The organism is Streptomyces sp. NPDC092952, assembly GCF_044754785.1.
In the GTDB taxonomy this organism is placed as follows: Bacteria; Actinomycetota; Actinomycetes; order Streptomycetales; family Streptomycetaceae; genus Streptomyces.
In genome coordinates, this window is sequence record NZ_JBIVPT010000005.1 from 337,707 (window position 1) to 361,728 (window position 24,022).

Here is a 24,022-nt window from a genome sequence, read left to right on the forward strand (position 1 = left end):
CCGCCATGGATCTCGAAACCTTCCGCAAGCTGGCCGTCGACCGGCGCGTCATCCCCGTCAGCCGCAGGCTCCTCGCGGACGGCGACACCCCGGTGGGCCTCTACCGCAAGCTCGCGGGCGAACGCAGCGGCACCTTCCTCCTGGAATCGGCGGAGAACGGCCGCACCTGGTCGCGCTACTCCTTCATCGGCGTACGCAGCGCCGCCACCCTCACCGCCCGCGACGGCCGGGCCCACTGGCTGGGCGTCCCACCGGTCGGCGTCCCCCTCGACGGGGACCCGCTGGAGGTCCTGCGCGCCACCGTCGAGATCCTGCACACCCCCCGTGACCTGGTCGCCGACGACGGGCTGCCGCCCTTCACCGGCGGCATGGTCGGCTACCTCGGCTACGACGTCGTGCGCCACCTGGAGAAGATCGGCGACAGCACCGAGGACGAACTCGGCCTCCCCGAGCTGACCATGCTGCTCACCTCCGACCTGGCCGTCCTCGACCACCGGGACGGCACCGTCCTGCTGATCGCCAACGCGATCAACCACAACGACCTCGCCACCGGCGTCGACGAGGCGTACACGGACGCCGTCGCCCGCCTCGACGCCATGGAGCGCGACCTCTCCCGCCCCGTCGAGAACGCCCCCGCCGCCCTCCCGGACTCCGAGCTCCCCCCGTACACCGTGCGCTGGGGCGGACCGGCGTACCAGGACGCCGTCGAGGACGTGAAGGAGCGGATCCGGGCCGGCGAGGCCTTCCAGGTCGTCCCCTCCCAGCGCTTCGAGACCCCGTGCACCGCGAGCGCGCTGGACGTCTACCGGGTACTGCGCGCCACCAACCCGTCGCCGTACATGTACCTCCTCCGGTTCGACGGCTTCGACATCGCGGGCTCCAGCCCGGAGGCCCTGGTCAAGGTCGAGGACGGGCGGGCCATGGTCCACCCGATCGCCGGAACCCGGCACCGCGGCGCCACCCCGCAGGAGGACCAGGCCCTCGCCGACGAACTCCTCGCCGACCCGAAGGAACGCGCCGAGCACCTGATGCTCGTCGACCTCGGCCGCAACGATCTGGGACGGGTCTGCGCCCCGGGCACCGTCGAGGTCGTCGACTTCATGTCGATCGAGCGCTACTCCCATGTGATGCACATCGTCTCCACCGTCACCGGCCGGGTCGCCGAGGGCAGCACCGCCTTCGACGTCCTCACCGCGTGCTTCCCCGCGGGCACCCTCTCCGGCGCCCCCAAGCCCCGCGCGATGCAGATCATCGAGGAGCTGGAGCCGACCCGCCGCGGCCTGTACGGCGGCTGCGTCGGCTACCTCGACTTCGCCGGGGACTCCGACACCGCCATCGCCATCCGCACCGCCCTGCTCCGCGACGGCACCGCGTACGTCCAGGCCGGGGCCGGGGTCGTCGCCGACTCCGACCCGGTCGCCGAGGACACCGAATGCCGCAACAAGGCCGCCGCGGTGCTCCGCGCGGTCCATACGGCCAACCGGCTCGGCCACGCGTGAGGCGGTAGGGGATAGTGGAGTACGTGAGCGCTGTCCCCGTACCCCCGCCCCGTGCCCGAGCCGTCACCGCCCCCGACGCCCCGGCGAGCCGCCGCACCCTGGCCTCCGGCCTGCTCCTCGGAGCGGCCGGCGCCGCCGTCGTCCTGCTCGCCTCCGGCCAGACCTGGGCCGAGGGCGTGGCGGCCGTCGGCGGCGGCTCGCTGCCGCTGAGCGCCGACGGCCGCGACGTCACGGGCGTCCCGGCGGCCCTGGCGATCGTCGGCCTCGCCGCCCTGGTCGCCGTCTTCGCCGTCCGCGGGGCCTCCCGGACGGCCGTCGCCGGGCTCCTCGCCCTCAGCGGCCTCGGCGCCGGACTGAGCGCCTGCCTCGGCGCCGTCGACAGCGCGGCGCTCGACGAGAAGGCCGCCGAGACCACCGGCGACACCTCCGCGACCATCGGCGCGCTCGCCCACACCGCCTGGCCCTACGTCACCGCGGCCGGCGGCCTGCTGATCCTCCTCGCCGGCCTGCTCGCCCTGCGGTACGGCGGGCGCTGGCCCACCATGTCGGGCCGGTACGAGCGCGACGGCACCCCCCGCCCCCGCAAGACCGCCCGCCCCCTGGACCCGGACCGGCCCGAGGACCTCTGGAAGGCCCTCGACCGCGGCGAGGACCCGACGCGCTAGGACGTACCCCGAGATCACGTCCGACCCGTTCGTACGGGACAATGGGGGCCGAGCTTCCAGCACGGCGGCACCAGCGCCGCGTACAGCGGCTTGCCGGCGGCGAAACCACCAGCGCAACACCAACAAGGAGCAACTCATGGCGGGCAGCAGCCACGGACACACCCCGGCCGCCTGGACCGGTGTCATCATCTCCTTCATCGGCTTCTGCGTCGCGGGCCTCTTCATGGTCGCGGCCAGCCCCGTCGGCTTCTGGGCCGGAATCGGCGTCGTCCTCCTCGGCGGAGTCGTCGGTCTCGCGATGAAGGCCGCGGGCCTCGGCATGCCGAAGGAGTCGGCGGAGATGGCCGCCGCCCGGGCCCGCGCCGGACAGGCGCAGGTCTCCGCCTGACGCCGCACGGCACCCGTACGCACGCGAGGCGCGGCCCGGACCACCGGGCTGCGCCTCGACGCGTCAGCGGGGACAATCACCGGGTGGACGCATCGACCGACCCCGCCGTCACCCCGGAACGGGTACCCGCCCCGGCAGCCGGGCCCGCCCCCCTGCCCGGCCCGCCGTACCCGCCGCACTTCCCCCCGGCCCCCGTGCCCGCCTCGCGCGTCCGGCGACTGGCCACACCGGTGGCCGTCCTGGCCGTCGTCGTCGGCGCCTTCGGCTACGTCGGCACCGTCGACCCCAACGAGCCCGGCCACTACCCGCTCTGCCCGCTGCTCCGGTTCACCGGGATCTACTGCCCCGGGTGCGGCGGACTGCGCAGCGCCCACGCGGTGGCGCACGGCGACATCGCCGCCGCCCTCGGCTCCAACGCCCTCGCCGTCGTCGGCTACGCGGCCTTCGCCGTCCTGTGGACGCTCTGGATGGTCCGCGCCGCCCGCGGCAGACCGATGAGCCTGGCGGTGCGACCCGCCGTCTGGTGGGGCGTCGGAGCCGTGGTGCTGGCCTTCTCCGTCGTGCGGAATCTGCCGTTCGGATCGGTTCTGGCCCCTTGAATGCCCAGGTAGTGGGACATTCGGCTATCAGGTTCGGGTCGACGGCCTTCTGCGGATAGCATGGACACGGCTGATCCTGTTCCCTCATCACCGTTCCGGAAGGGGGCCGCTCGCGTGAGTGTGCTCGACGAGATCATCGACGGCGTACGCGCCGACCTCGCGGAGCGGCAGGCGCGCGTCAGCCTCGACGAGCTGAAGGAACGCGCCGCGCGTGCCCCGCAGGCCAAGGACGGAGCCGCCGCCCTGCGCGGCGAGGGCGTCAACGTCATCTGCGAGGTCAAGCGGTCCAGCCCCTCCAAGGGCGCGCTGGCCGCGATCGCCGACCCGGCCGGTCTCGCCGCGGACTACGAGGCGGGCGGCGCGTCCGTCATCTCGGTCCTCACCGAGCAGCGCCGCTTCGGCGGCTCGCTCGCCGACCTGGAGGCCGTCCGCGCCAAGGTCGACATCCCGATCCTCCGCAAGGACTTCATCGTCACGTCGTACCAGCTCTGGGAGGCCCGCGCCTACGGAGCCGACCTGGCCCTGCTGATCGTCGCCGCCCTGGACCAGGAAGCGCTGGTCTCGCTGATCGAGCGCGCCGAGTCCATCGGCCTGACGCCGCTGGTCGAGGTGCACGACGAGGAGGAGGCGGAGCGCGCCGTCGCCGCCGGGGCGAAGGTCGTGGGCGTCAACGCCCGCAACCTGAAGGACCTCAAGGTCGACCGCTCCACCTTCGACCGGGTCGCCCCGGAGATCCCGGACCACATCGTCAAGGTCGCCGAGTCCGGCGTCCGCGGTCCGCACGACCTGATCGCCTACGCCAACGCGGGCGCCGACGCGGTGCTCGTGGGCGAGTCCCTGGTCACCGGCCGTGACCCGCGCGCCGCCGTCGCCGACCTGGTGGCCGCCGGCGCCCACCCCGCCCTCCGGCACGGACGGGGCTGACCCACCCGTGTCCGACGTCCGCCCCGCGTCCCGTCCCCGGCAGGGCCTGCGCCCCACCGGCGCGACGGTCCGGGTCCCGCACGCCCCGCTGGCGCGCGGCTGCCGGCCCCGTGGCTGCCGGGCCCCCGCCCGGCGCGTCCACGGCCGTCGGGTGCGGTACGTGATCGGTGACGAACCCGGACAGGTCAACGGCATGCGATGGCGCACGGGGTCCGCGCCCAGCTGACCCCGGCCGACGTACCGGACCGCTCCGGTCACCGTACGTACGATCGAACCGCCCGAGCCTCCTCACGGCCGGGTGGTGCTCTGCTCATGGCGCAAACGGTCCACTCACCCATTGCGATGACGAGGAGCCATGTCGGATGTCATCTGACTTCTTCCTTCCGGACCCCGAGGGTCTGATCCCCAGCGCCGAGGGCTATTTCGGCGCGTTCGGCGGCAAGTTCATCCCGGAGGCGCTGGTCGCCGCCGTCGACGAGGTCGCCGTCGAGTACGACAAGGCCAAGGCCGACCCGGCCTTCGCCGCCGAGCTCAACGACCTCATGGTCAACTACACCGGCCGGCCCAGCGCGCTCACCGAGGTGCCGCGGTTCGCGGAGCACGCGGGCGGCGCCCGGGTCTTCCTCAAGCGCGAGGACCTCAACCACACCGGCTCGCACAAGATCAACAACGTGCTGGGGCAGGCGCTGCTCACCCGGCGGATGGGCAAGACCCGGGTCATCGCCGAGACCGGCGCCGGCCAGCACGGCGTCGCCACCGCCACCGCCTGCGCCCTCTTCGGCCTCGACTGCACCATCTACATGGGCGAGGTCGACACCGAGCGGCAGGCGCTGAACGTGGCGCGGATGCGGATCCTCGGCGCCGAGGTCATCGCCGTGAAGTCCGGCTCCCGGACCCTGAAGGACGCCATCAACGAGGCGTTCCGCGACTGGGTCGCCAACGTGGACAACACGCACTACCTCTTCGGCACCGTCGCCGGACCGCACCCCTTCCCCGCCATGGTGCGCGACTTCCACCGGGTCATCGGCGTCGAGGCCCGCCGCCAGATCCTGGAGCGGACCGGCCGGCTGCCGGACGCCGCCATCGCCTGCGTCGGCGGCGGCTCCAACGCCATCGGGCTCTTCCACACCTTCATCCCCGACGAGGGGGTCCGGCTGATCGGCTGCGAGCCCGCCGGGCACGGCGTGGAGACCGGCGAGCACGCGGCGACCCTGACCGCGGGCGAGCCCGGCATCCTGCACGGCTCGCGCAGCTACGTCCTCCAGGACGACGAGGGCCAGATCACCGAGCCGTACTCCATCTCGGCCGGCCTGGACTACCCGGGCATCGGCCCGGAGCACTCGTACCTCAAGGACATCGGCCGCGGCGAGTACCGCGCGGTCACCGACGACGACGCCATGCGGGCGCTCCGCCTCCTCTCCCGCACCGAGGGGATCATCCCGGCCATCGAGAGCGCCCACGCGCTGGCCGGGGCGCTGGAGGTCGGCAGGGAACTCGGCAAGGACGGGCTGCTCGTGGTCAACCTGTCCGGCCGGGGCGACAAGGACATGGACACCGCGGCCCGCTACTTCGGGCTGTACGACGGGGCGGAGGACGGCAAGTGAGCGGCAACGTGGAGCTGTTGGAAACCACCCTGGCACGGGCGAAGGGGGAGGACCGGGCCGCGCTCGTCGCCTACCTCCCGGCCGGGTTCCCGACCATCGACGGCGGCATCGCGGCCGTGAAGGCGGCCGTCGAGGGCGGCGCCGACATCATCGAGGTCGGCCTGCCGCACAGCGACCCGGTGCTCGACGGACCGGTCATCCAGACCGCCGACGACATCGCCCTGCGCGGCGGCGTGAAGATCGCCGACGTACTGCGCACGGTCCGCGAGGCGCACCGGGCGACCGGCGTCCCGATCCTCGTCATGACGTACTGGAACCCGATCGACCGGTACGGCGTCGAGCGCTTCACCGCCGAGCTCGCCGAGGCGGGCGGCGCCGGGTGCATCCTGCCCGACCTGCCCGTCCAGGAGTCCGCCCTGTGGCGGGAGCACGCCGGCAAGCACGGTCTCGCGACCGTCTTCGTCGTCGCGCCGAGCAGCAGGGACGAGCGCCTCGCCACCATCACCGCGGCCGGTTCCGGCTTCGTCTACGCGGCCTCGCTGATGGGCGTCACGGGCACCCGCGCATCGGTCGGCGACCAGGCCCAGGACCTCGTCCGGCGCACCCGCGCCACCACCGACCTGTCGGTCTGCGTCGGCCTCGGCGTCTCGAACGCCGAGCAGGCCGCCGAGGTCGCGGGCTTCGCCGACGGGGTGATCGTCGGCTCCGCCTTCGTCAAGGCGATGCTCGACGCCCCCGACGAGGCGGCCGGGCTGGCCGCCGTCCGTTCCCTGGCGGGCGAACTCGCCGAGGGCGTTCGAAAGCGCTGATCGCGGCGTCACCCGAACGGGTGGACCTTGACCGGGGAGGCGCGCGTGTGCCTCCCCGGTTCGTTGCTGCGGTTGTGAGCGAGAAGAACGAACAGGGAAAGAGGGCCGCGCGCGAGCGGCTCGCACAGCAGCGTGAGCGCGAGCGGGCGGGCGAGCGCCGCAGGCGCACGCTGATCGTCTCCAGCGCCGTGGTGGGCGTGCTGGCGCTGGCCGCCGTCGTCGGCGTGATCGCCGCGAACAGCGGCGGCAAGAACAGCAAGGGCGCGGCGGCGGGCCCCGCCGTCGCCCCGTCCGGCGCGACCGGGAAGGACAGCCTGGCCATCCCGGTCGGCGCGGACGACGCCCCGTCCACGCTCACCATCTGGGAGGACTTCCGCTGCCCGGTCTGCGCCCAGTTCGAGAACGCCTTCCGCGACACCGTCCACGAGCTGGAGAACAGCGGACAGCTCAAGGTCGAGTACCACCTCGCCACGATCATCGACGGCAACCTCGGCGGCAGCGGCTCGCTGCGCGCGGCCAACGCCGCGGCCTGCGCACAGGACGCAGGGAAGTTCCCCGCCTACCACGACGTGCTCTACCGCAACCAGCCGCAGGAGACCGACGACGCCTTCGGCGACAACGCCAAGCTGATCGAGCTCTCCGGCAAGGTCCCCGGTCTCGACACCGCCACGTTCCGTAGCTGCGTGGAGGACGGAAAGCACGACAGCTGGGTCAAGAAGTCCAACACGGCCTTCCAGAACGGCGGCTTCCAGGGCACGCCCACCGCGCTGCTCAACGGGGAGGCGATCTTCCCGAAGAAGGGCAATGAGCCGATCACCGTGGAGAACCTGAAGAAGTGGGTGGCCGAGGCCAACAAGGGCAAGAAGCCGGGCTCGGTCTCCCCTGCCCCGCCGGGTTCCTGACCGGCCACCGGGCCGTGCCCGGAAGGGAATTCGATGACCGGCCCGTTACCCATACGTTGTCGGGTGGGTTGCCCCAGCCCCCACCCGGCAAGGTAGCGTCGACTCTGCCATGGAACTTGCCTACATTCCCAGCCCGTCGACCGGCGTGATCGATCTCGGCCCGATCCCGCTCCGCGGCTACGCGTTCTGCATCATCATCGGCGTCTTCGTCGCTGTCTGGTTCGGCAACAAGCGCTGGGTCGCCCGGGGCGGCAGAGCCGGAACCGTCGCCGACATCGCCGTCTGGGCGGTGCCCTTCGGCCTCGTCGGCGGCCGTCTCTACCATGTCATCACCGACTACCAGCTGTACTTCAGCGAGGGCCAGAACTGGGTCGACGCCTTCAAGATCTGGCAGGGCGGCCTCGGCATCTGGGGCGCGATCGCGCTCGGTGCCGTCGGCGCCTGGATCGGCTGCCGCCGCCGGGGCATCCCGCTGCCGGCCTGGGCCGACGCGCTGGCCCCCGGGATCGCCCTGGCCCAGGCCTGCGGCCGCTGGGGCAACTGGTTCAACCAGGAGCTGTACGGCAAGCCGACCGACCTGCCGTGGGCGCTGAAGATCAGCGAGGGCCCCAACCGGGTCGCGGGCACGTACCACCCGACGTTCCTGTACGAGTCGCTGTGGTGCATCGGTGTCGCCCTGCTGGTCATCTGGGCCGACCGCCGCTTCAAGCTCGGGCACGGCCGGGCCTTCGCCCTGTACGTCGCGGCGTACTGCGCGGGCCGGGGCTGGATCGAGTACATGCGGGTCGACGAGGCCCACCACGTCCTGGGCCTGCGCCTGAACGTGTGGACCGCGCTGATCGTCTTCGTCCTGGCCGTGGTCTACATGGTCGTCTCGGCGAAGGTGCGTCCGGGGCGCGAGGAGATCGTGGAGCCCGGCGCCGCCGAGGAAGCGGCCGCCGAGGCCGCGGGTGACGCCTCCGAGGGCGAGGACGGGGCGAAGAAGGCGGACGCCGCGGAGGCCGAGGACGCGAAGGCGGCGGACGCCGATGCCGGGCCGGCCGCGGAGGACGAGGCCGACACCGAGGGCGACGGGCCCGGGGACGAGCCGAAGGTGTCGGACAAGCTGACGAAGAAGGACACCGCGGAGCCGGCCAAGAACGGCTGAGCCACGGAGACCTGGTACCTGGGGCCCGGACCGGACGGTCCGGGCCCCAGGTGTCTTTCCGCTCAGCCCGCCAGCGCCAGCGTCCTGCGGGCCGAGGCCACCACCGCCGCGTCGACGAACCGCCCGTCCGGGAGGGCCAGCGCGCCTCCGTCCGTCTCGGCCGCCGCCACGATCTCCGCCGCCGCCTCGATCTCCCGGGGCGTCGGGCGGAAGGCCCGCTCGATCACCGGGAGCTGGCGGGGGTGGATCGCGGCCCGCCCCAGGAAGCCCAGCGCCCGGCCGTGCGCGCAGGACGCCCACAGCCCGTCCAGGTCCCGGACGTCGGGAAAGACGGACTGGGCGGGCGGGGCCAGCCCCGCGGCGCGGGCGGCGACCACCACCCGGCTGCGTGACCAGTCGAGCCCGGCGTCGTCCCGTACCCCCAGGTCGGCGCGGAGGTCCGCCTCGCCGAGCGCGACGGCGCACACCTGGGGGTGGGCGGCGGCGACCGAGTAGGCGTGCTCGACGGCGAGCGCCGACTCCAGCAGCGGGCAGAGCGGGACGCCCGGGGCCACGGCCGCGATGTGGTGGACGGACGCCGCGTGCGTGATCTTGGGCAGCCGGAGTGCGGCGAGCCCCGGCAGCCCGGCCAGCGTGAGGACGTCCGTCTCGGTGTGGACCCGGACGTGGACCGGCACGGTGTGCTTCCCGGGCGGGTCGGAGAGCAGCTCGACGGTGGCCGAGCGGGCGTACTCCTTGCGCTCCGGCGCCACCGCGTCCTCCAGGTCCACGATGACGACGTCCGCCCCGGACCCCAGGGCCTTGCGCACCACCTCCGGCCGGTCCCCGGGGACGTACAGCCAGGTGAGCGGGACCGCCGCGGTCACAGGACGCCCGCCGACCGGAGCGCGGCGATCTCCGGGGCCGCCAGTCCCAGACCGGTGAGGATCTCCTCGGTGTCCGCGCCGTGCGGCCGGCCCGCCCAGCGGATCGAGCCCGGGGTCTCGGAGAGCCGGAAGAGGACGTTCTGCATCCGCAGCGGGCCCAGCTCCGGGTCGTCGATCTCGGTGACCGAGTCCAGCGCCCGGTACTGCGGGTCCTCCATGACGTCCTGGACGTCGTGGATCGGGGCGATGGCCGCCTCCGCCTTCTCGAAGGCCGAGACCGCCTCCTCGCGGGTGTGCCGGGCGATCCAGTTGCCGACCGCCGCGTCCAGCTCGTCGGCGTGCTCGGCGCGGGTGGTGCCGGAGGCGAACCAGGGCTCGTCGATCAGTTCCGCCCGGCCGACCAGGCGCATCACCCGCTCGGCGACCGACTGGGCCGAGGCGGAGACCGCGACCCAGTGCCCGTCGGACGTGCGGTACGTGTTGCGCGGGGCGTTGTTCCGGGAGCGGTTGCCGGTGCGCGGCTGTACGTAGCCGAGCTGGTCGTACCAGAGGGGCTGCGGGCCCAGCACGGTCAGGATCGGCTCGATGATCGCCATGTCGACGATCTGCCCCCGCCCGGTCCGGTCGCGCCCGGCGAGCGCGGCCATCACGGCGTACGCGGTGGCCAGTGCCGCGATCGAGTCGGCGAGCCCGAAGGGCGGCAGGGTGGGCGGCCCGTCCGGCTCCCCGGTGATCGCGGCGAAGCCGCTCATCGCCTCGGCGAGGGTGCCGAAGCCGGGGCGGTGGGCGTACGGGCCGAACTGGCCGAAGCCGGTGACCCGGACCAGCACCAGCCGGGGGTTGGCCGCGTGCAGCTCGTCCCAGCCCAGACCCCAGCGCTCCAGCGTGCCGGGCCGGAAGTTCTCGACGACCACATCGGTCCGGGCGGCCATTTTGAGCAGGACGTCCCGGCCGCCGGGCGTGGAGAGGTCGAGGGTCATGGTGCGTTTGTTGCGGCCCAGCAGCTTCCACCAGAGGCCGACGCCGTCCTTCGTCGGGCCGTGCCCGCGCGAGGGGTCCGGCCGGAGCGGGTGCTCGACCTTGATCACTTCGGCGCCGAAGTCGCCGAGCAGGGTGGCGGAGAGGGGTCCGGCGAAGAGCGTGGCGAGGTCGAGCACCCGCAGTCCGGTCAGCGGTGCCCGCGCGGGCGTGGTCATGCGGCCTCGATCTCGGTGCGGTACGGCATGGAGGCCGAGGCGCCGGGCCGTTGCACGCAGAGCGCGGCGGCGGCCGCCGCCCAGGCCAGCGCCTCCGGTACGGGGCGGTGCTCGGCGAGCGCCACGGCGAGGGTGCCGACGAAGGTGTCGCCCGCCCCGGTGGTGTCGACGGCGGTCACCTCGGGGGCGGGGAAGAGGACGGGCTCGGCGCCCCGGGCCGCGTACAGGCAGCCCTTCGCGCCCAGGGTGACGACGACGACGGGGACCCGGGCGAGGAGGTGGTCCGCGGCCGCCCAGGGGTCCGCGAAGCCGGAGAGCTCGGCCGCCTCGTGCTCGTTGGGCACCAACAGGTCGACGCAGTCGAGGAGTTCGGACGGGAGCGGCTGCGCCGGGGAGGGCGTGAGGATGGTCCGTACGCCCTGGGCGCGGGCGGTGCGGGCGCCCTCGACCACGACGGGCAGCGGCAGCTCCAGCTGGAGGAGGAGCAGCCCGGCGCCCGCGATGGCGGCCGTCTCGCCGGGGCCGAGGGCGGTGACGGTGCCGTTGGCCCCGGGGATCACCACGATCGCGTTGGCGCCGGTGGAGTCGACCACGATGTGCGCGGTGCCGCTGGGGCCCTCGGCGGTGTGCAGCAGATCGGTGTCGACGCCCGAGTGCTCCAGGTTGTCCCGCAGCAGGCCGCCGTACGCGTCGTCGCCGACCGCGCCGATCATCAGGACGTCGCCGCCCGCGCGGGCCGCCGCCACGGCCTGGTTGGCGCCCTTGCCGCCGGGCACGGTGCGGAACTCCCGCCCGGTGACGGTCTCGCCGAGCCGGGGGGCCCGTTCGGTGTAGGCGACCAGGTCCATATTGGTGCTCCCGAGCACCGCGATGCGGGTCATGGGCACAGTGTCTCCTCGGAGGTGAGCCGGTGGGTCTGCCGGGCGAGTTCGTCGAAGCCGATGCCGTCGAAGCCGGGTACGGAGGTGGCGAGGCGGTTCTTCAGCGGGGCGGTCCAGTGCTCCGGCAGCCGTTCGGGCGACCCGGCCAGCAGCCCGGCGAGCGAACCGGCGGTCGCCCCGTTCGAATCGGTGTCCCAGCCGCCCTCCACCGCACGGCAGACGGAGCGCGAGAAGTCCCCGTCGGCGTGGGTGAGGGCGGCGGCCAGCAGCGCGGCGTTGGGCAGCACATGCACCCAGTGGTACCCGCCGTACTCGGCGTGCAGCCGGTCGGCCACCGCGTCGAAGGAGGTACCGGCGTGGGCCCGGGCCGCCGCGATCCCGGCGTGGACCGCGCGCGCGAACCGTGAGCGCGGGGGCACCACCCGCAGCCCGGTGGCCAGGCAGCCGTGCACGTCGCTCGCGCCCCCGGCCGCCTCGGCGAGCGCGGCGGCGGTGAACATCGCCCCGTACACCCCGTTGCCGGTGTGACTGAGCACGGCGTCCCGGTGGGCCTGCGCGGCCGCGGCCCCGGGGTCGCCGGGGTGGGTCCAGCCGTGCACGTCGGCCCGGATCTGCGCGCCGATCCACTCCCGGAACGGATTGCGGTACCGGGCGGTGTGCGGGGGCTCGACGCCGTCCAGCAGATTGCGGTAGGCGATCCGCTCGGCAGTGAACGTCCGGCCGGCCGGCAGTTCGTCGAGCCAGAGCCGGGCGAGGTCGCCGGTGGTGAAGGACGGGCCGTGGCGCCGGAGCAGCAGCAGGGTCAGCAGCGGGTGGTTGAGATCGTCGTCCTCCGGCATGCCGTCGATGTTCTCAGCCAGCGAGCAGGGCGCGGAGCGGCGGTTGAAGGGGTGGGCGGCGGCCAGTGGGGCGGGCAGCCCGCGGGCGGTGAACCAGGTGGTCAGCGGCCAGTTCCCGGTGGCGCGGGCCAGCGCCCGGATGCCGTCCAGGGGCAGCTTCTCGACCGGCTTGCCGAGCAGACAGCCGGCCGCCCGGCCCAGCCAGGCGGCGTGCAGCCGCTCCGGGGAGACCGGCGGGGTACCGGGACGGGACGCCGGCCAGTCGGGGCAGGCGGCGCGGATCGCGGCCAGGTCGGTCGGCTCGTCCTCGTCCGACGGGGATTCCAGCAGGGCGAGTTCGTCGAGCAGTCGCTCGGCGAGGACCCGCAGCTCCGGGGCCGGTACGGGGGAGGCGCCCGCGCGCTCCGGGGCGGGGGCGCCGCCCGCCTCGTACCACCGGCGCGCGACGGCGCGGGCGTCCCGGCCGTCCTCGGCGGCCTGCCGGAGCTCGTGCCCGACCAGGTCCTCCGGCTGCACCCAGGTCACCCGTACGGTCATCGGGCCGCCGCCAGTGCGGCGAAGGCCGCCTCGTGGCCCCGGCGGCGGGCGGTGTCCCGGGCGAACACCTCGCGGGCGACCGCCGCCAGGTCCCGTGCGGGGGCGTTCAGATCGAGGCGGCTGGCCTCCGCGACGGTGGCGGCCCAGTCGGCGGGGACCGCCCGTGCGCCGCCGAGCGCGCCCGCCAGGGCCCCGCTCATGGTGGCGATCGAGTCGCAGTCCCGGCCGTAGTTGACCGAGCCGAGCACCGTGTGCCGGTAGTCGCCGTCGGCAACGAGCAGCATGCCGAGCGCGATCGGCAGCTCCTCGATCGAGTGCAGCCGGGAGGGTCTGCGGGCGCCGAGGGACGGGGCGCGGTAGTCGGGGCCGACCGAGTCGAAGGGGGCGACGGCGGCGCGCAGCGGGGCCAGCGCGGACTCGAAGTCGTGGTGCCCGGAGGCGGCTTCGCACACCGCCTCGATCGCCGACCGGGTGCCGTCCTTGGCGAGCGACAGACAGGTCTCGACGATGCCCGCGGGGGTCGCGCCCGGGGCGCAGGCGGCGGCGACGGCCGCCGCGAAGACCCCGGCCGCCTCCCGGCCGTAGCTCGACTGGTGGGCCCCGGCGACGTCCAGCGCCTCGGCGTACGCGGCCTGCGGATGGGCGGCGTTGACCAGGCCGACCGGCGCCATGTACATCGCCGCGCCGCAGTTGACGATGTTCCCGTTGCCCGCCTCGCGCGGGTCGGCGTGGCCGTAGTGCAGCCGGGCGACGATCCACTTCTCGGCGAGGAAGATCCGCTGGAGCGGCAGCGCCTCGGCCTCCAGCTCCGGGATCCAGCGGGGCCGGGAGATCAGCTCGGGGACCAGATGGCGGGCGACCGCGTAGGCGTCGAGATGGTCGCGCACGGTGCCGTAGACCCGTACCAGCGCATGGGTCATCAGGGTGTCGTCGGTGACGTGTCCGTCGCCCTTGTGGTACGGGGCGATGGGGCGTGCGGTGCGCCAGTTCCCGCCGTCCCAGGGGCCCACGATGCCGTCGATCCGGCCGCCGTGGCGGGCCACGATCTGCTCGGGGGAGCGGCCCTCCACCGGGCCGCCGAGCGCGTCGCCGACGGCGGCGCCGACGAGCGCGCCGGTGATCCGTTCATCGAGTGCGGGTGTCGTGGGTCCGGCCTCGGGCCGCAGGGGCATCGTGGATGTCATGTCCGAATTGTCCACCCGAGGTGTCCGGTTCCCGGTCTGCCAGCAGTCCGGCGAGTTCGATGAGATCGGTCCCGGCGAGCCGGGGCAGCGCACAGCCGGCGAGGGTGCGGCAGGCCTCGCGCCAGCCGCCCGGAACGGCCCCGATCCCGCCGAGCGCCCCGGTCAGTGCCCCGGCCAGGGCGGGCGCGGAGTCGGCGACCCGGGACAGGCAGGCCGCCGCGGGCACGGCCTGGGTGATCCGGCCCCGGGCCGCGGTGGCGAGGGCCAGGGCGACCGGGACGGTCTCGGCGGCGGCGATCCCGTAGCTGTAGACGTGGTCGACGATCTGGTGCTCCAGCACGGGGACGAGGGCGAAGGCGCCGGCCGCCTCGCCGACGAAGTCGCGGGCGATCCGGACGGCGTGGGCGGCGTTGCGGGCGATCTCGGTGCCCTCGGGGAGCTGGGCCAGCGCGGCGTTGACCGCGGTGTCGACGTCGGCCCCGCCGAGCGCCGAGGCGAGGGCCGCCGCCGTCGCGCGGGCGCCGTGCACCCCGTCGCCGTCCTGGGTGTAGCGCGCGTCGAACTCGGCGAGGTCGGCGGCGGCTTCGGGGTCGCCCGGGTGGGCGACGGCGAGCACGGCGGCCCGTACGCAGGCCGCGTCGTCGAAGTAGTGCGGGTTGTCGTGGCCGGTGGCGGGCGGGCGCAGCCCGGCGGCGAGGTTGCCGAGCCCGGCCCGTACCGAGATCCGGGCGCGCAGCGGGAGCACCGCGGACTCGACCTCGGGGGCGCGGGCGGCGGCCGCCGCGACCTCGGCGGCCAGCGCGTTCCAGGCCACGTCGATGGCGGCCCGCAGCCGGTGGCCGGGGGAGAGGCCGTGCAGCGGCGCGGCCGCCGAGGCCAGGAGGGTCCCGGCGGCGAAGGCCGCCCATTCGGCGTCGTCGGAGGGGCCCAGGCGCAGGGGCTCGGGCGGCTGGTTGAGGGCGATCGGGACGGGCAGCGTGGTGGTGGCGTTCTGCTCGGCGAAGGTGTCGAGCTCCCGGGTGAGCCGCCGGGTCCACTCCGGCATCCGGGCCGCCCGGTGCCGCGCGGCGGGCCAGCCCGCCGCGTCCCCGGAGGCGAGCCCGAGCAGCAGCCCCTCGATCCGTGGGCGGCGCCCGGCGCCGGGCCGGTGGCGCGGCCCGGCGGCGGGGGAGGGGGTGGGGGCGGAGTCGGTATCGGCCCGCACGCCGGTGCTCGCGCCGGTCCGCGTGTCGGTCCGTACGCCGGTGCTCGCGCCGGTCCGCACCTCCGCACCCGCGTCGGGGTTCGCGCCGCTCCGTACGTCCGGCCGTACGACGGAGCGTTCGTCGGTCTGTACGTCCGGTCGTACGACGGTTCGACCCAAGGGATCGCCGCTCGGGGGCGCGTACACGGCCGGTTCCTCGTCGGGCTCGTCCGGGGTGAGCAACTCCGCGATGTCCAGGACGTGATGGCCCCGCATGGTCGGCAGGCAACTGCCCCGGACCGGGCCGATCGCCGCCCCCCAGTGCGGCGGGATCGCCGCCATCCCGTGCAGGGCACCGGCCAGGGCCCCCGCCACCGCGGCCGTGGTGTCCGCGTCCCGGCCCATGTTGACCGCCGTCAGCACCGCCGCCCGGAAGTCGCCGCGCGCCGCCGCGAAGGCGCCGAAGGCCAGCCCCACCGCCTCGGGCGCCAGATCCGTCCACGGGTACCCGCCGATCACCACCGCGGAGCGCACCGCGCGCTCCATGGTGAGCCGGTCGGGGTAGGAGCGCTGCGCCGCCGCCACCGCGCGCCGCAGCGAACGCGCCGTCCAGGAGTCCATCGGTACGACCGACAGGGCGGCGGCGATCACCGAGGCGACCCCGGTGCCCACCATCGCGGCGGCGACCCCGGCCGCCACCGCCCGGCCGCCGTAGATGCCCTCCCCCTCGTGGCTGACCCGCCCGTCCACCGCGACCAGCCGCGCCGCCTCGTCCGGGCGGCCCGCCGCGAACACCCCGAACGGGGCCGCCCGCATCGCCAGCCCGTCGCTCCAGGCATGCCGGTGCTGGGCGGAGATCGGGGCGGCCAGCCCCCGGCGCAGGTTCTCCAGCGTGCCCCGCTCGCTGAACCCGGCGCCGCGGAACTGCCCTTCGTCCAGATCGGCGATCCACCGGTGCCAGGCCCGCTCCACATGCGTGACGGTCAGCGCGGAACCGTGCCGGGCGAGCAGCAGCCCGGAGAAGATCGTGTACTCCGTGTCGTCCGTACCGGCGGGGTCGTCGCTCACGAAGCCCTCGATCCGGCCCCAGCGGCGGCGGATCTCGGAGGGCCGCATGTTCTCCGCCGGCGCCCCCAGCGCGTCCCCGACCGCGAGGCCGAGCAGGCAGCCGCGCGCCCGGTCGCCGGGGTCCGTCCGGGGTGTGCGGCCCGCGCTCGGCTCCGTCGGACCCCCTGTGATCAACTCCATCGCGTCGACCCCTTCGCTCGCGCCGAGCCAGTTCTCCGGCCTCCTCGCATCTGTGCCACGCCGAACGCCGACAGAGGCCGCGGGCCACGAGAAAAGAGCCAGTCGGATGATCCGTCAGAAGAGCTGAGGAAAGGCTTACTTACCTGGTCAGGGGCGGTGGTAAGTACGGCCTGCCTTGCTGGCGGGAGTCGTGTTTCGTGCGTACTTTCGACGGTGTCGAGCAGGGGTGGGGCGAGTGGAACCCGCTTCCGGAGAAGGGGAGATCCATGGCCATCATCGAGACCGACGCCGTACTGCACGAGGCGCACCGCGACAACCACACCCACCGGGACGTCAACGGAGGCTGGCTGCGGCCCGCCGTGTTCGGGGCCATGGACGGCCTGGTCTCCAACCTCGCGCTGATGACCGGTGTCGCGGGCGGCGCGGTCTCCCAGCAGACCATCGTGATCACCGGTCTGGCGGGCCTGGCGGCCGGAGCGTTCTCCATGGCGGCCGGCGAGTACACCTCCGTGGCCTCCCAGCGGGAGCTGGTCGAGGCCGAACTCGACGTGGAACGGCGGGAGTTGCGCAAGCACCCGGTGGACGAGGAGCGGGAGCTCGCCGAGCTGTACGTGTCCCGGGGCGTCGAGCCGGAGCTGGCCCGAGAGGTGGCGCGGCAGCTGTCGCGCGACCCGGAGCAGGCCCTGGAGATACACGCCCGTGAGGAGTTGGGCATCGACCCGGGCGATCTGCCCTCGCCGCTGGTGGCCGCGGTGTCGTCGTTCGGCGCGTTCGCACTGGGGGCGCTGCTGCCCGTGCTGCCGTACCTGCTCGGTGCGAGCGCGCTGTGGCCGGCCGTGCTGCTGGCGCTGGTCGGGCTGTTCGCCTGCGGTGCGGTGGTGGCCAGGGTGACGGCCCGCGGCTGGCTGTTCAGCGGGCTGCGCCAGCTGCTGCTGGGCGGCGCCGCGGCGGCCCTCACCTACGGCCTGGGCATGCTGTTCGGCGTGGCCGTCGGAGGCTGAGCCCCGACGGCGGGGACGGACGGGCGGGCGCATCCGGGGCCGGGTGCGCCCGCCCGTCGTGTGTGCGGGCCCGAGGGCCGTCCACCCCGCCCCCGCCGTCGTACGTCCCGGATATCACCCGTCTGCCCCGTTGTGCGTGCGCCGGTCGTGTGACGTACGTCTTCTTTCCCGCCTCTGGGCGGGGCGGCCTCCCCCCGCGTAAAATGAGTCGCCATGCAGGACTACGTATAAGTAGTCATTACCCGGCGGTTTCGTTTTCCTCGCCACCGGGCAAGAGCTGTAGACACCGCGGGCAACGACGCCTGCTCTCTGCGGCCCCAGGGCGCCGATCCTCCCTTTGCGACAACCCCCTCACCGACTCATCCGGTGTCCGCATAGTGGAACGAGCTATCCGCTTTTTGAGAAGCGCCCCATCATGTACACCTGCATCAACTTTCGCAGAGGGCCAACGTCGTCCCTCGGCATCGCACATGCCACGACGACGACGGGAGAGCCGATGCGTATCGACGCCTGGTCGCCCATGGACGGTCGCCCCGCCCAGCAGGGGATGTACGACCCCCGCAACGAGCACGACGCCTGCGGCGTCGGGTTCGTGGCCACTCTGACCGGTGTGGCCAGCCACGAGCTGGTCGAGCAGGCGCTGACCGTGCTCCGCAACCTCGAACACCGCGGTGCCACCGGATCGGAGCCCGATTCCGGCGACGGCGCCGGCATCCTCCTCCAGGTCCCGGACGCCTTCCTGCGCGCGGAGACCGCCTTCGACCTCCCCGAGGCCGGCGCCTACGCCGCCGGAATCGCCTTCCTGCCCGCCGACGACTCCACCGGGGCCGTCCGCGCACTGGAGAAGATCGCCGCCGAGGAGGGCCTCAAGGTCCTCGGCTGGCGCCAGGTCCCGGTCACCCCCGACCTCCTCGGCAAGGGCGCCCGCGCCACCATGCCCGAGTTCCGCCAGCTCTTCGTCGCGGACGGCACGAGCAGCGGCATCGCCCTGGACCGCCGGGCCTTCGTCCTGCGCAAGCGCGCCGAGCGCGAGGCCGGGGTCTACTTCCCCTCGCTCTCCGCCCGCACGATCGTCTACAAGGGCATGCTCACCACCGGGCAGCTGGAGCCGTTCTTCCCGGACCTCTCCGACCCGCGCCTGGCCACCGCCGTCGCCCTGGTCCACTCCCGGTTCTCCACCAACACCTTCCCGAGCTGGCCGCTCGCCCACCCGTACCGCTTCGTCGCCCACAACGGCGAGATCAACACGGTCAAGGGCAACCGCAACTGGATGAAGGCCCGCGAGTCCCAGCTCGCCACCGACCTGTTCGGCCCCGCCGACGGCGGACACGGCGACGAGGCACGGCTCGACCGGATCTTCCCCATCTGCACCCCCGACGCCTCCGACTCCGCCTCCTTCGACGAGGTGCTGGAGCTGCTCCACCTCGGCGGCCGCTCACTGCCGCACTCGGTGCTGATGATGGTGCCCGAGGCGTGGGAGAGCCCCGAGGCGAAGAACGCCATGGACCCGGCCCGGCGCGCCTTCTACCAGTACCACTCCGCGATGATGGAGCCCTGGGACGGCCCCGCCTGCGTCACCTTCACCGACGGCGTCCAGGTCGGCGCGGTCCTCGACCGCAACGGACTGCGTCCGGGCCGCTACTGGGTCACCGACGACGGGCTCGTGGTGCTCTCCTCCGAGGTCGGCGTCCTGGACATCGACCCCGTGAAGGTCGTCCGCAAGGGCCGCCTCCAGCCCGGCAGGATGTTCCTCGTCGACACGGCCGAGGGCCGCATCATCGAGGACGACGAGATCAAGGCGTCCCTCGCCGCCGAGCAGCCGTACGCGCAGTGGCTGGAAGCCGGCGAGATAGAGCTGGAGGACCTCCCCGAGCGGGAGCACATCGTGCACACGCACGCCTCCGTCACCCGCCGCCAGCAGACCTTCGGCTACACCGAGGAGGAGCTGCGCGTCATCCTCGCGCCGATGGCCCGCACCGCCGGTGAACCGCTCGGCTCCATGGGCACGGACTCGCCGATCGCCGCGCTGTCCGAGCGCCCCCGCCTCCTCTTCGACTACTTCACCCAGCTGTTCGCGCAGGTCACCAACCCGCCGCTGGACGCCATCCGCGAGGAACTCGTCACCTCGCTGCGCTCCACGCTCGGCCCGCAGGGCAACCTGCTGGAGCCGACCGCCGCGTCCTGCCGCGCCGTCACGCTGCCGTTCCCGGTGATCGACAACGACGAGCTCGCCAAGCTGATACACATCAACGCCGACGGCGACATGCCGGGCATGAAGGCCGCCACCCTCTCCGGCCTCTACCGGGTCGGCGGCGGGGGCGAGGCCCTCGCCGCGCGGATCGAGGAGATCCGCGCCGAGGTCGACACCGCCATCGAGGACGGCGCCCGCCTGATCGTCCTCTCCGACCGGCACTCCGACGCCGAGCACGCCCCGATTCCGTCGCTGCTGCTCACCTCCGCCGTCCACCACCACCTCATCCGCACCAAGCAGCGCAGCCAGGTGGGCCTGCTGGTCGAGGCCGGGGACGTCCGCGAGGTCCACCACGTCGCGCTGCTCATCGGCTACGGGGCCGCCGCGGTCAACCCGTACCTCGCGATGGAGTCGGTCGAGGACCTGGTCCGCGCCGGTACGTTCATCGAGGGCATCGAGTCCGAGACGGCCATCCGGAACCTGATCCACGCGCTCGGCAAGGGCGTCCTGAAGGTCATGTCCAAGATGGGCATCTCGACCGTCGCCTCCTACCGCGGCGCCCAGGTCTTCGAGGCCGTCGGCCTGGACGAGGAATTCGTCGCGAAGTACTTCCACGGCACCGCGACCAAGATCGGCGGCGCCGGTCTCGGCATCGTCGCCCAGGAGGTCGCCGCCCGGCACGCCAAGGCGTACCCGCCCTCCGGGATCTCCGCCTCGCACCGCGCGCTGGAGATCGGCGGCGAGTACCAGTGGCGCCGCGAGGGCGAACCGCACCTCTTCGACCCGGAGACGGTCTTCCGCCTCCAGCACGCCACCCGCACCGGGCGCTACGACATCTTCAAGAAGTACACCGACCGGGTGAACGAGCAGTCCGAGCGCCTCATGACGCTCCGCGGCCTCTTCGGCTTCGCCCAGGACCGCGCCCCGGTCCCCGTCGACGAGGTCGAGCCCGTCTCCGAGATCGTCAAGCGCTTCTCCACCGGCGCCATGTCGTACGGCTCGATCTCCCGCGAGGCGCACGAGACCCTCGCCATCGCCATGAACCGGCTGGGCGCCAAGTCCAACACCGGCGAGGGCGGCGAGGACGCCGACCGGCTGTACGACCCCGAGCGCCGCTCGGCCATCAAGCAGGTCGCCTCCGGCCGCTTCGGGGTGACCAGCGAATACCTGGTCAACGCCGACGACATCCAGATCAAGATGGCGCAGGGCGCCAAGCCCGGCGAGGGCGGCCAGCTGCCCGGCCACAAGGTCTACCCCTGGGTCGCGAAGACCCGGCACTCCACCCCCGGCGTCGGCCTCATCTCGCCGCCGCCGCACCACGACATCTACTCCATCGAGGATCTGGCCCAGCTGATCCACGACCTCAAGAACGCCAACCCGGCCGCCCGCATCCACGTGAAGCTGGTCTCCGAGGTCGGCGTCGGCACCGTCGCCGCCGGTGTCTCCAAGGCCCACGCCGACGTCGTGCTGATCTCCGGCCACGACGGCGGCACCGGCGCCTCCCCGCTGACCTCGCTGAAGCACGCGGGCGGCCCCTGGGAACTGGGCCTGGCCGAGACCCAGCAGACCCTGCTGCTCAACGGCCTGCGCGACCGGATCGTCGTCCAGACCGACGGCCAGCTCAAGACCGGCCGCGACGTCGTCGTCGCCGCGCTGCTGGGCGCCGAGGAGTTCGGTTTCGCGACCGCGCCGCTCGTCGTCTCCGGCTGCGTCATGATGCGCGTCTGCCACCTGGACACCTGCCCGGTCGGCATCGCCACCCAGAACCCCGTCCTGCGCGACCGGTTCTCCGGCAAGGCCGAGTACGTCGTGAACTTCTTCGAGTTCATCGCCCAGGAGGTCCGCGAGATCCTCGCCGGGCTCGGCTTCCGCTCGATCGAGGAGGCCGTCGGCCACGCCGAACTCCTCGACACCGACCGGGCCGTCACCCACTGGAAGGCCCAGGGCCTCGACCTGGCCCCGCTCTTCCACGTCCCCGAACTGCCCGAGGGCGCCGCCCGCCACCGGCTCGTCGAACAGGACCACGGCCTGGACAAGGCCCTCGACAACGAGCTGATCCGGCTCGCCGCCGACGCCCTGGGCGCACCGGACGCCGAGAGCGCCCAGCCGGTCCGGGCCCAGCTCGCGATCCGCAACATCAACCGCACCGTAGGCACCATGCTCGGCCACGAGGTGACGAAGCGGTTCGGCGGCGCCGGACTGCCCGAGGACACCATCGACATCACCTTCACCGGCTCCGCCGGCCAGTCCTTCGGCGCCTTCGTGCCCAGCGGCGTCACCCTGCGCCTGGAGGGCGACGCCAACGACTACGTCGGCAAGGGCCTCTCCGGCGGCCGGATCGTCGTCCGCCCGGACCGCGGCGCCGACCACCTCGCCGAGTACTCCACCATCGCGGGGAACACCATCGCCTACGGCGCCACCGGCGGCGAGCTCTTCCTGCGCGGCCGCACCGGCGAACGGTTCTGCGTCCGCAACTCCGGCGCCACCGTTGTCTCCGAGGGCGTGGGCGACCACGGCTGCGAGTACATGACCGGCGGCCACGCCGTCGTCCTCGGCGAGACCGGACGCAACTTCGCGGCCGGCATGTCCGGCGGCGTCGCGTACGTCGTCGACCTCAACCGCGACCACGTCAACCCCGGGAACCTCGGCGCGATCGAGGAGCTCTCCGCCACCGACCGGCAGTGGCTGCACGACGTCGTGCGCCGCCACCACGAGGAGACCGGCTCCACCGTCGCCGAGAAGCTGCTCGCCGACTGGGACCGCGCCGCGACCCGGTTCAGCAAGATCATCCCGTCCACGTACAAGGCAGTGCTCGCCGCCAAGGACGCCGCTGAGCTCGCCGGTCTCTCCGAACAGGAGACCACCGAGAAGATGATGGAGGCGGCGACCCATGGCTGACCCCAAGGGCTTCCTGACCACCGGGCGCGAGGTCGCCGAGACCCGCCCCGTGGCCGAGCGCGTCAAGGACTGGAACGAGGTCTACGTCCCCGGCTCGCTGCTCCCGATCATCAGCAAGCAGGCCGGCCGCTGCATGGACTGCGGCATCCCGTTCTGCCACAACGGCTGCCCGCTCGGAAACCTCATCCCCGAGTGGAACGACTACGCCTACCGCGAGGACTGGGCGGCGGCGTCCGAGCGGCTGCACGCCACGAACAACTTCCCCGAGTTCACCGGCCGGCTCTGCCCGGCCCCGTGCGAGTCGGCCTGCGTGCTCGGCATCAACCAGCCGGCCGTCACCATCAAGAACGTCGAGGTCTCCATCATCGACAAGGCGTGGGACAGCGGCGACGTCACCCCGCGCCCGCCCGAGCGGCTCTCCGGCAAGACCGTCGCCGTCATCGGCTCGGGCCCGGCCGGTCTCGCCGCCGCCCAGCAGCTGACCCGGGCCGGACACACCGTCGCCGTCTACGAGCGCGCGGACCGCATCGGGGGCCTCCTGCGGTACGGCATCCCCGCGTTCAAGATGGAGAAGTCGCACATCAACCGCCGCATCGAGCAGATGCGCGCGGAGGGCACCAAGTTCCGCACCGAGACGGAGATCGGCCGCGACATCGACGCCGCCAAGCTCCGCCGCCGCTACGACGCGGTGGTCGTCGCCGCGGGCGCCACGGTCTCGCGCGACCTGCCCGTCCCGGGCCGCGAGCTCAACGGCGTGCACTTCGCGATGGAGTACCTGCCGCTCGCCAACAAGGTGCAGGAGGGCGATCTGACCGTCGCCCCGATCACCGCCGAGGGCAAGCACGTCGTGGTCATCGGCGGCGGCGACACCGGTGCCGACTGCGTCGGCACCGCCCACCGCCAGGGCGCCCTGTCCGTCACCCAGCTGGAGATCATGCCGAGGCCGGGCGAGGAGCGGAACGCGGGCCAGCCCTGGCCGACCTTCCCGATGCTCTACAAGGTCACCTCCGCGCACGAGGAGGGCGGCGAGCGCGTCTACTCCGTCTCGACCACCCGCTTCGAGGGCGACGAGAACGGCGACGTCCAGGCCCTCCACCTGATCGAGGTGGAGTTCAAGGACGGTAGGCTGGAGCAGAAGCCCGGCACCGAGCGGCGCATCCCGGCCCAGCTGGTCACGCTCGCCATGGGCTTCACCGGAACCGACCAGGCCAACGGCCTGGTGCAGCAGTTCGGCCTGGAGCTCGACGAACGCGGCAACGTCGCCCGTGACGCGGACTTCGCCACCAACGTCGACGGGGTCTTCGTCGCCGGTGACGCCGGACGCGGCCAGTCCCTCATCGTGTGGGCCATCGCCGAGGGCCGCTCCGCGGCACGCGGCGTGGACCGCTACCTGACCGGGGCCAGCTCCCTGCCGGCCCCGATCCGCCCGACCGACCGTGCCCTGACGGTCTGATCGCGGCC

19 protein-coding genes and 1 pseudogene are annotated in these 24,022 nt (G+C 73.5%); 13 read left to right on the forward strand and 7 right to left on the reverse strand.

Translation table 11 applies throughout. From position 1 onward, the window contains the following. Positions 1-5 precede the first annotated feature (5 nt). The 10 genes from ACIQGQ_RS15540 to lgt all read left to right on the forward strand — a co-directional run bounded on the left by ACIQGQ_RS15540 (position 6) and on the right by lgt (position 8,537). Positions 6-1,499: an anthranilate synthase component I gene (locus tag ACIQGQ_RS15540; RefSeq protein WP_402395526.1), complete on the forward strand. Its 1,494-nt coding sequence runs from the start codon at positions 6-8 to the stop codon at positions 1,497-1,499. Between the two features lie 14 nt (positions 1,500-1,513). Continuing rightward, positions 1,514-2,164, forward strand: coding sequence for a TIGR02234 family membrane protein (locus ACIQGQ_RS15545; RefSeq protein ID WP_366294415.1), 651 nt, complete (start codon positions 1,514-1,516; stop codon positions 2,162-2,164). A 136-nt stretch (positions 2,165-2,300) separates the two neighbouring features. Then, complete coding sequence (locus tag ACIQGQ_RS15550) at positions 2,301-2,552, forward strand: HGxxPAAW family protein (protein WP_402395530.1); 252 nt, start codon at positions 2,301-2,303, stop codon at positions 2,550-2,552. 83 nt (positions 2,553-2,635) lie between these two features. Further along, positions 2,636-3,151: a DUF2752 domain-containing protein gene (locus ACIQGQ_RS15555; protein WP_402395533.1), complete on the forward strand. Its 516-nt coding sequence runs from the start codon at positions 2,636-2,638 to the stop codon at positions 3,149-3,151. 114 nt (positions 3,152-3,265) lie between these two features. Continuing rightward, a complete protein-coding gene (gene trpC / locus ACIQGQ_RS15560; RefSeq protein WP_352274943.1) occupies positions 3,266-4,075 on the forward strand; it encodes an indole-3-glycerol phosphate synthase TrpC in 810 nt (269 codons plus the stop codon). A 46-nt stretch (positions 4,076-4,121) separates the two neighbouring features. After that, positions 4,122-4,301, forward strand: a complete 180-nt coding sequence (trpM, locus tag ACIQGQ_RS15565) for a tryptophan biosynthesis modulator TrpM (RefSeq protein ID WP_352275103.1) — start codon at positions 4,122-4,124, stop codon at positions 4,299-4,301. Between the two features lie 136 nt (positions 4,302-4,437). Next, positions 4,438-5,679 carry a tryptophan synthase subunit beta gene (trpB, locus tag ACIQGQ_RS15570; RefSeq protein ID WP_402395536.1) on the forward strand — a complete coding sequence of 414 codons (1,242 nt, stop codon included), beginning with the start codon at positions 4,438-4,440 and terminating at the stop codon, positions 5,677-5,679. After that, entirely contained in the window at positions 5,676-6,488 is an 813-nt protein-coding gene (gene trpA, locus ACIQGQ_RS15575; RefSeq protein ID WP_402395539.1) for a tryptophan synthase subunit alpha, read from the forward strand. Before trpB ends, trpA begins: the two co-directional genes overlap by 4 nt. A 74-nt stretch (positions 6,489-6,562) precedes the next feature. Then, positions 6,563-7,390, forward strand: a complete 828-nt coding sequence (locus ACIQGQ_RS15580) for a DsbA family protein (protein WP_402395542.1) — start codon at positions 6,563-6,565, stop codon at positions 7,388-7,390. Between the two features lie 109 nt (positions 7,391-7,499). Beyond that, entirely contained in the window at positions 7,500-8,537 is a 1,038-nt protein-coding gene (gene lgt, locus ACIQGQ_RS15585; protein ID WP_402395545.1) for a prolipoprotein diacylglyceryl transferase, read from the forward strand. A 62-nt stretch (positions 8,538-8,599) separates the two neighbouring features. Here lgt and ACIQGQ_RS15590 read toward each other — a convergent pair whose 3' ends face one another. The 7 genes and pseudogenes from ACIQGQ_RS15590 to ACIQGQ_RS15620 form a co-directional block, all read right to left on the reverse strand. After that, positions 8,600-9,403 (reverse strand): HpcH/HpaI aldolase/citrate lyase family protein, encoded by an 804-nt coding sequence (locus ACIQGQ_RS15590; protein ID WP_402395548.1) that lies wholly within the window; start codon positions 9,401-9,403, stop codon positions 8,600-8,602. After that, positions 9,400-10,599, reverse strand: a complete 1,200-nt coding sequence (locus ACIQGQ_RS15595) for a CaiB/BaiF CoA transferase family protein (protein WP_402395551.1) — start codon at positions 10,597-10,599, stop codon at positions 9,400-9,402. Before ACIQGQ_RS15595 ends, ACIQGQ_RS15590 begins: the two co-directional genes overlap by 4 nt. After that, a complete protein-coding gene (rbsK, locus tag ACIQGQ_RS15600) occupies positions 10,596-11,480 on the reverse strand; it encodes a ribokinase (protein ID WP_402395553.1) in 885 nt (294 codons plus the stop codon). The genes ACIQGQ_RS15595 and rbsK overlap by 4 nt, the downstream gene beginning before the upstream one ends. Further along, complete coding sequence (locus ACIQGQ_RS15605) at positions 11,477-12,856, reverse strand: ADP-ribosylglycohydrolase family protein (RefSeq protein ID WP_402395556.1); 1,380 nt, start codon at positions 12,854-12,856, stop codon at positions 11,477-11,479. Before ACIQGQ_RS15605 ends, rbsK begins: the two co-directional genes overlap by 4 nt. Beyond that, the gene (locus ACIQGQ_RS15610; protein ID WP_402395559.1) at positions 12,853-14,040 is read right to left on the reverse strand and encodes an ADP-ribosylglycohydrolase family protein; all 1,188 of its coding nucleotides are present in this window, start codon (positions 14,038-14,040) and stop codon (positions 12,853-12,855) included. Before ACIQGQ_RS15610 ends, ACIQGQ_RS15605 begins: the two co-directional genes overlap by 4 nt. After that, positions 13,982-15,430, reverse strand: coding sequence for an ADP-ribosylglycohydrolase family protein (locus ACIQGQ_RS15615; RefSeq protein ID WP_402396029.1), 1,449 nt, complete (start codon positions 15,428-15,430; stop codon positions 13,982-13,984). Before ACIQGQ_RS15615 ends, ACIQGQ_RS15610 begins: the two co-directional genes overlap by 59 nt. A 12-nt stretch (positions 15,431-15,442) precedes the next feature. Continuing rightward, a pseudogene (locus tag ACIQGQ_RS15620) lies at positions 15,443-16,471 on the reverse strand (ADP-ribosylglycohydrolase family protein); the annotation flags it as partial. 266 nt (positions 16,472-16,737) lie between these two features. Between ACIQGQ_RS15620 and ACIQGQ_RS15625 the strand changes: the two are divergent. From ACIQGQ_RS15625 to ACIQGQ_RS15635, 3 genes are all read left to right on the forward strand, one after another. Next, positions 16,738-17,472 carry a VIT1/CCC1 transporter family protein gene (locus ACIQGQ_RS15625; protein ID WP_402395562.1) on the forward strand — a complete coding sequence of 245 codons (735 nt, stop codon included), beginning with the start codon at positions 16,738-16,740 and terminating at the stop codon, positions 17,470-17,472. A gap of 496 nt (positions 17,473-17,968) precedes the next feature. Then, entirely contained in the window at positions 17,969-22,561 is a 4,593-nt protein-coding gene (gene gltB / locus ACIQGQ_RS15630; protein ID WP_402395564.1) for a glutamate synthase large subunit, read from the forward strand. Beyond that, entirely contained in the window at positions 22,554-24,014 is a 1,461-nt protein-coding gene (locus ACIQGQ_RS15635; RefSeq protein ID WP_352274955.1) for a glutamate synthase subunit beta, read from the forward strand. Before gltB ends, ACIQGQ_RS15635 begins: the two co-directional genes overlap by 8 nt. Positions 24,015-24,022: the final 8 nt, after the last annotated feature.

Bases quoted from the DNA above. Each gene is read 5' to 3' on its own strand.
- ACIQGQ_RS15550 (WP_402395530.1), top strand. From the start codon at position 2,301: ATGGCGGGCAGCAGCCACGGACACACCCCGGCCGCCTGGACCGGTGTC.
- ACIQGQ_RS15610 (WP_402395559.1), bottom strand. From the start codon at position 14,040: ATGACATCCACGATGCCCCTGCGGCCCGAGGCCGGACCCACGACACCC.
- trpB (WP_402395536.1), top strand. From the start codon at position 4,438: ATGTCATCTGACTTCTTCCTTCCGGACCCCGAGGGTCTGATCCCCAGC.
- lgt (WP_402395545.1), top strand. From the start codon at position 7,500: ATGGAACTTGCCTACATTCCCAGCCCGTCGACCGGCGTGATCGATCTC.
- ACIQGQ_RS15595 (WP_402395551.1), bottom strand. From the start codon at position 10,599: ATGACCACGCCCGCGCGGGCACCGCTGACCGGACTGCGGGTGCTCGAC.
- ACIQGQ_RS15625 (WP_402395562.1), top strand. From the start codon at position 16,738: ATGGCCATCATCGAGACCGACGCCGTACTGCACGAGGCGCACCGCGAC.
- ACIQGQ_RS15635 (WP_352274955.1), top strand. From the start codon at position 22,554: ATGGCTGACCCCAAGGGCTTCCTGACCACCGGGCGCGAGGTCGCCGAG.
- rbsK (WP_402395553.1), bottom strand. From the start codon at position 11,480: ATGACCCGCATCGCGGTGCTCGGGAGCACCAATATGGACCTGGTCGCC.
- ACIQGQ_RS15605 (WP_402395556.1), bottom strand. From the start codon at position 12,856: ATGACCGTACGGGTGACCTGGGTGCAGCCGGAGGACCTGGTCGGGCAC.
- gltB (WP_402395564.1), top strand. From the start codon at position 17,969: ATGCGTATCGACGCCTGGTCGCCCATGGACGGTCGCCCCGCCCAGCAG.
- ACIQGQ_RS15540 (WP_402395526.1), top strand. From the start codon at position 6: ATGGATCTCGAAACCTTCCGCAAGCTGGCCGTCGACCGGCGCGTCATC.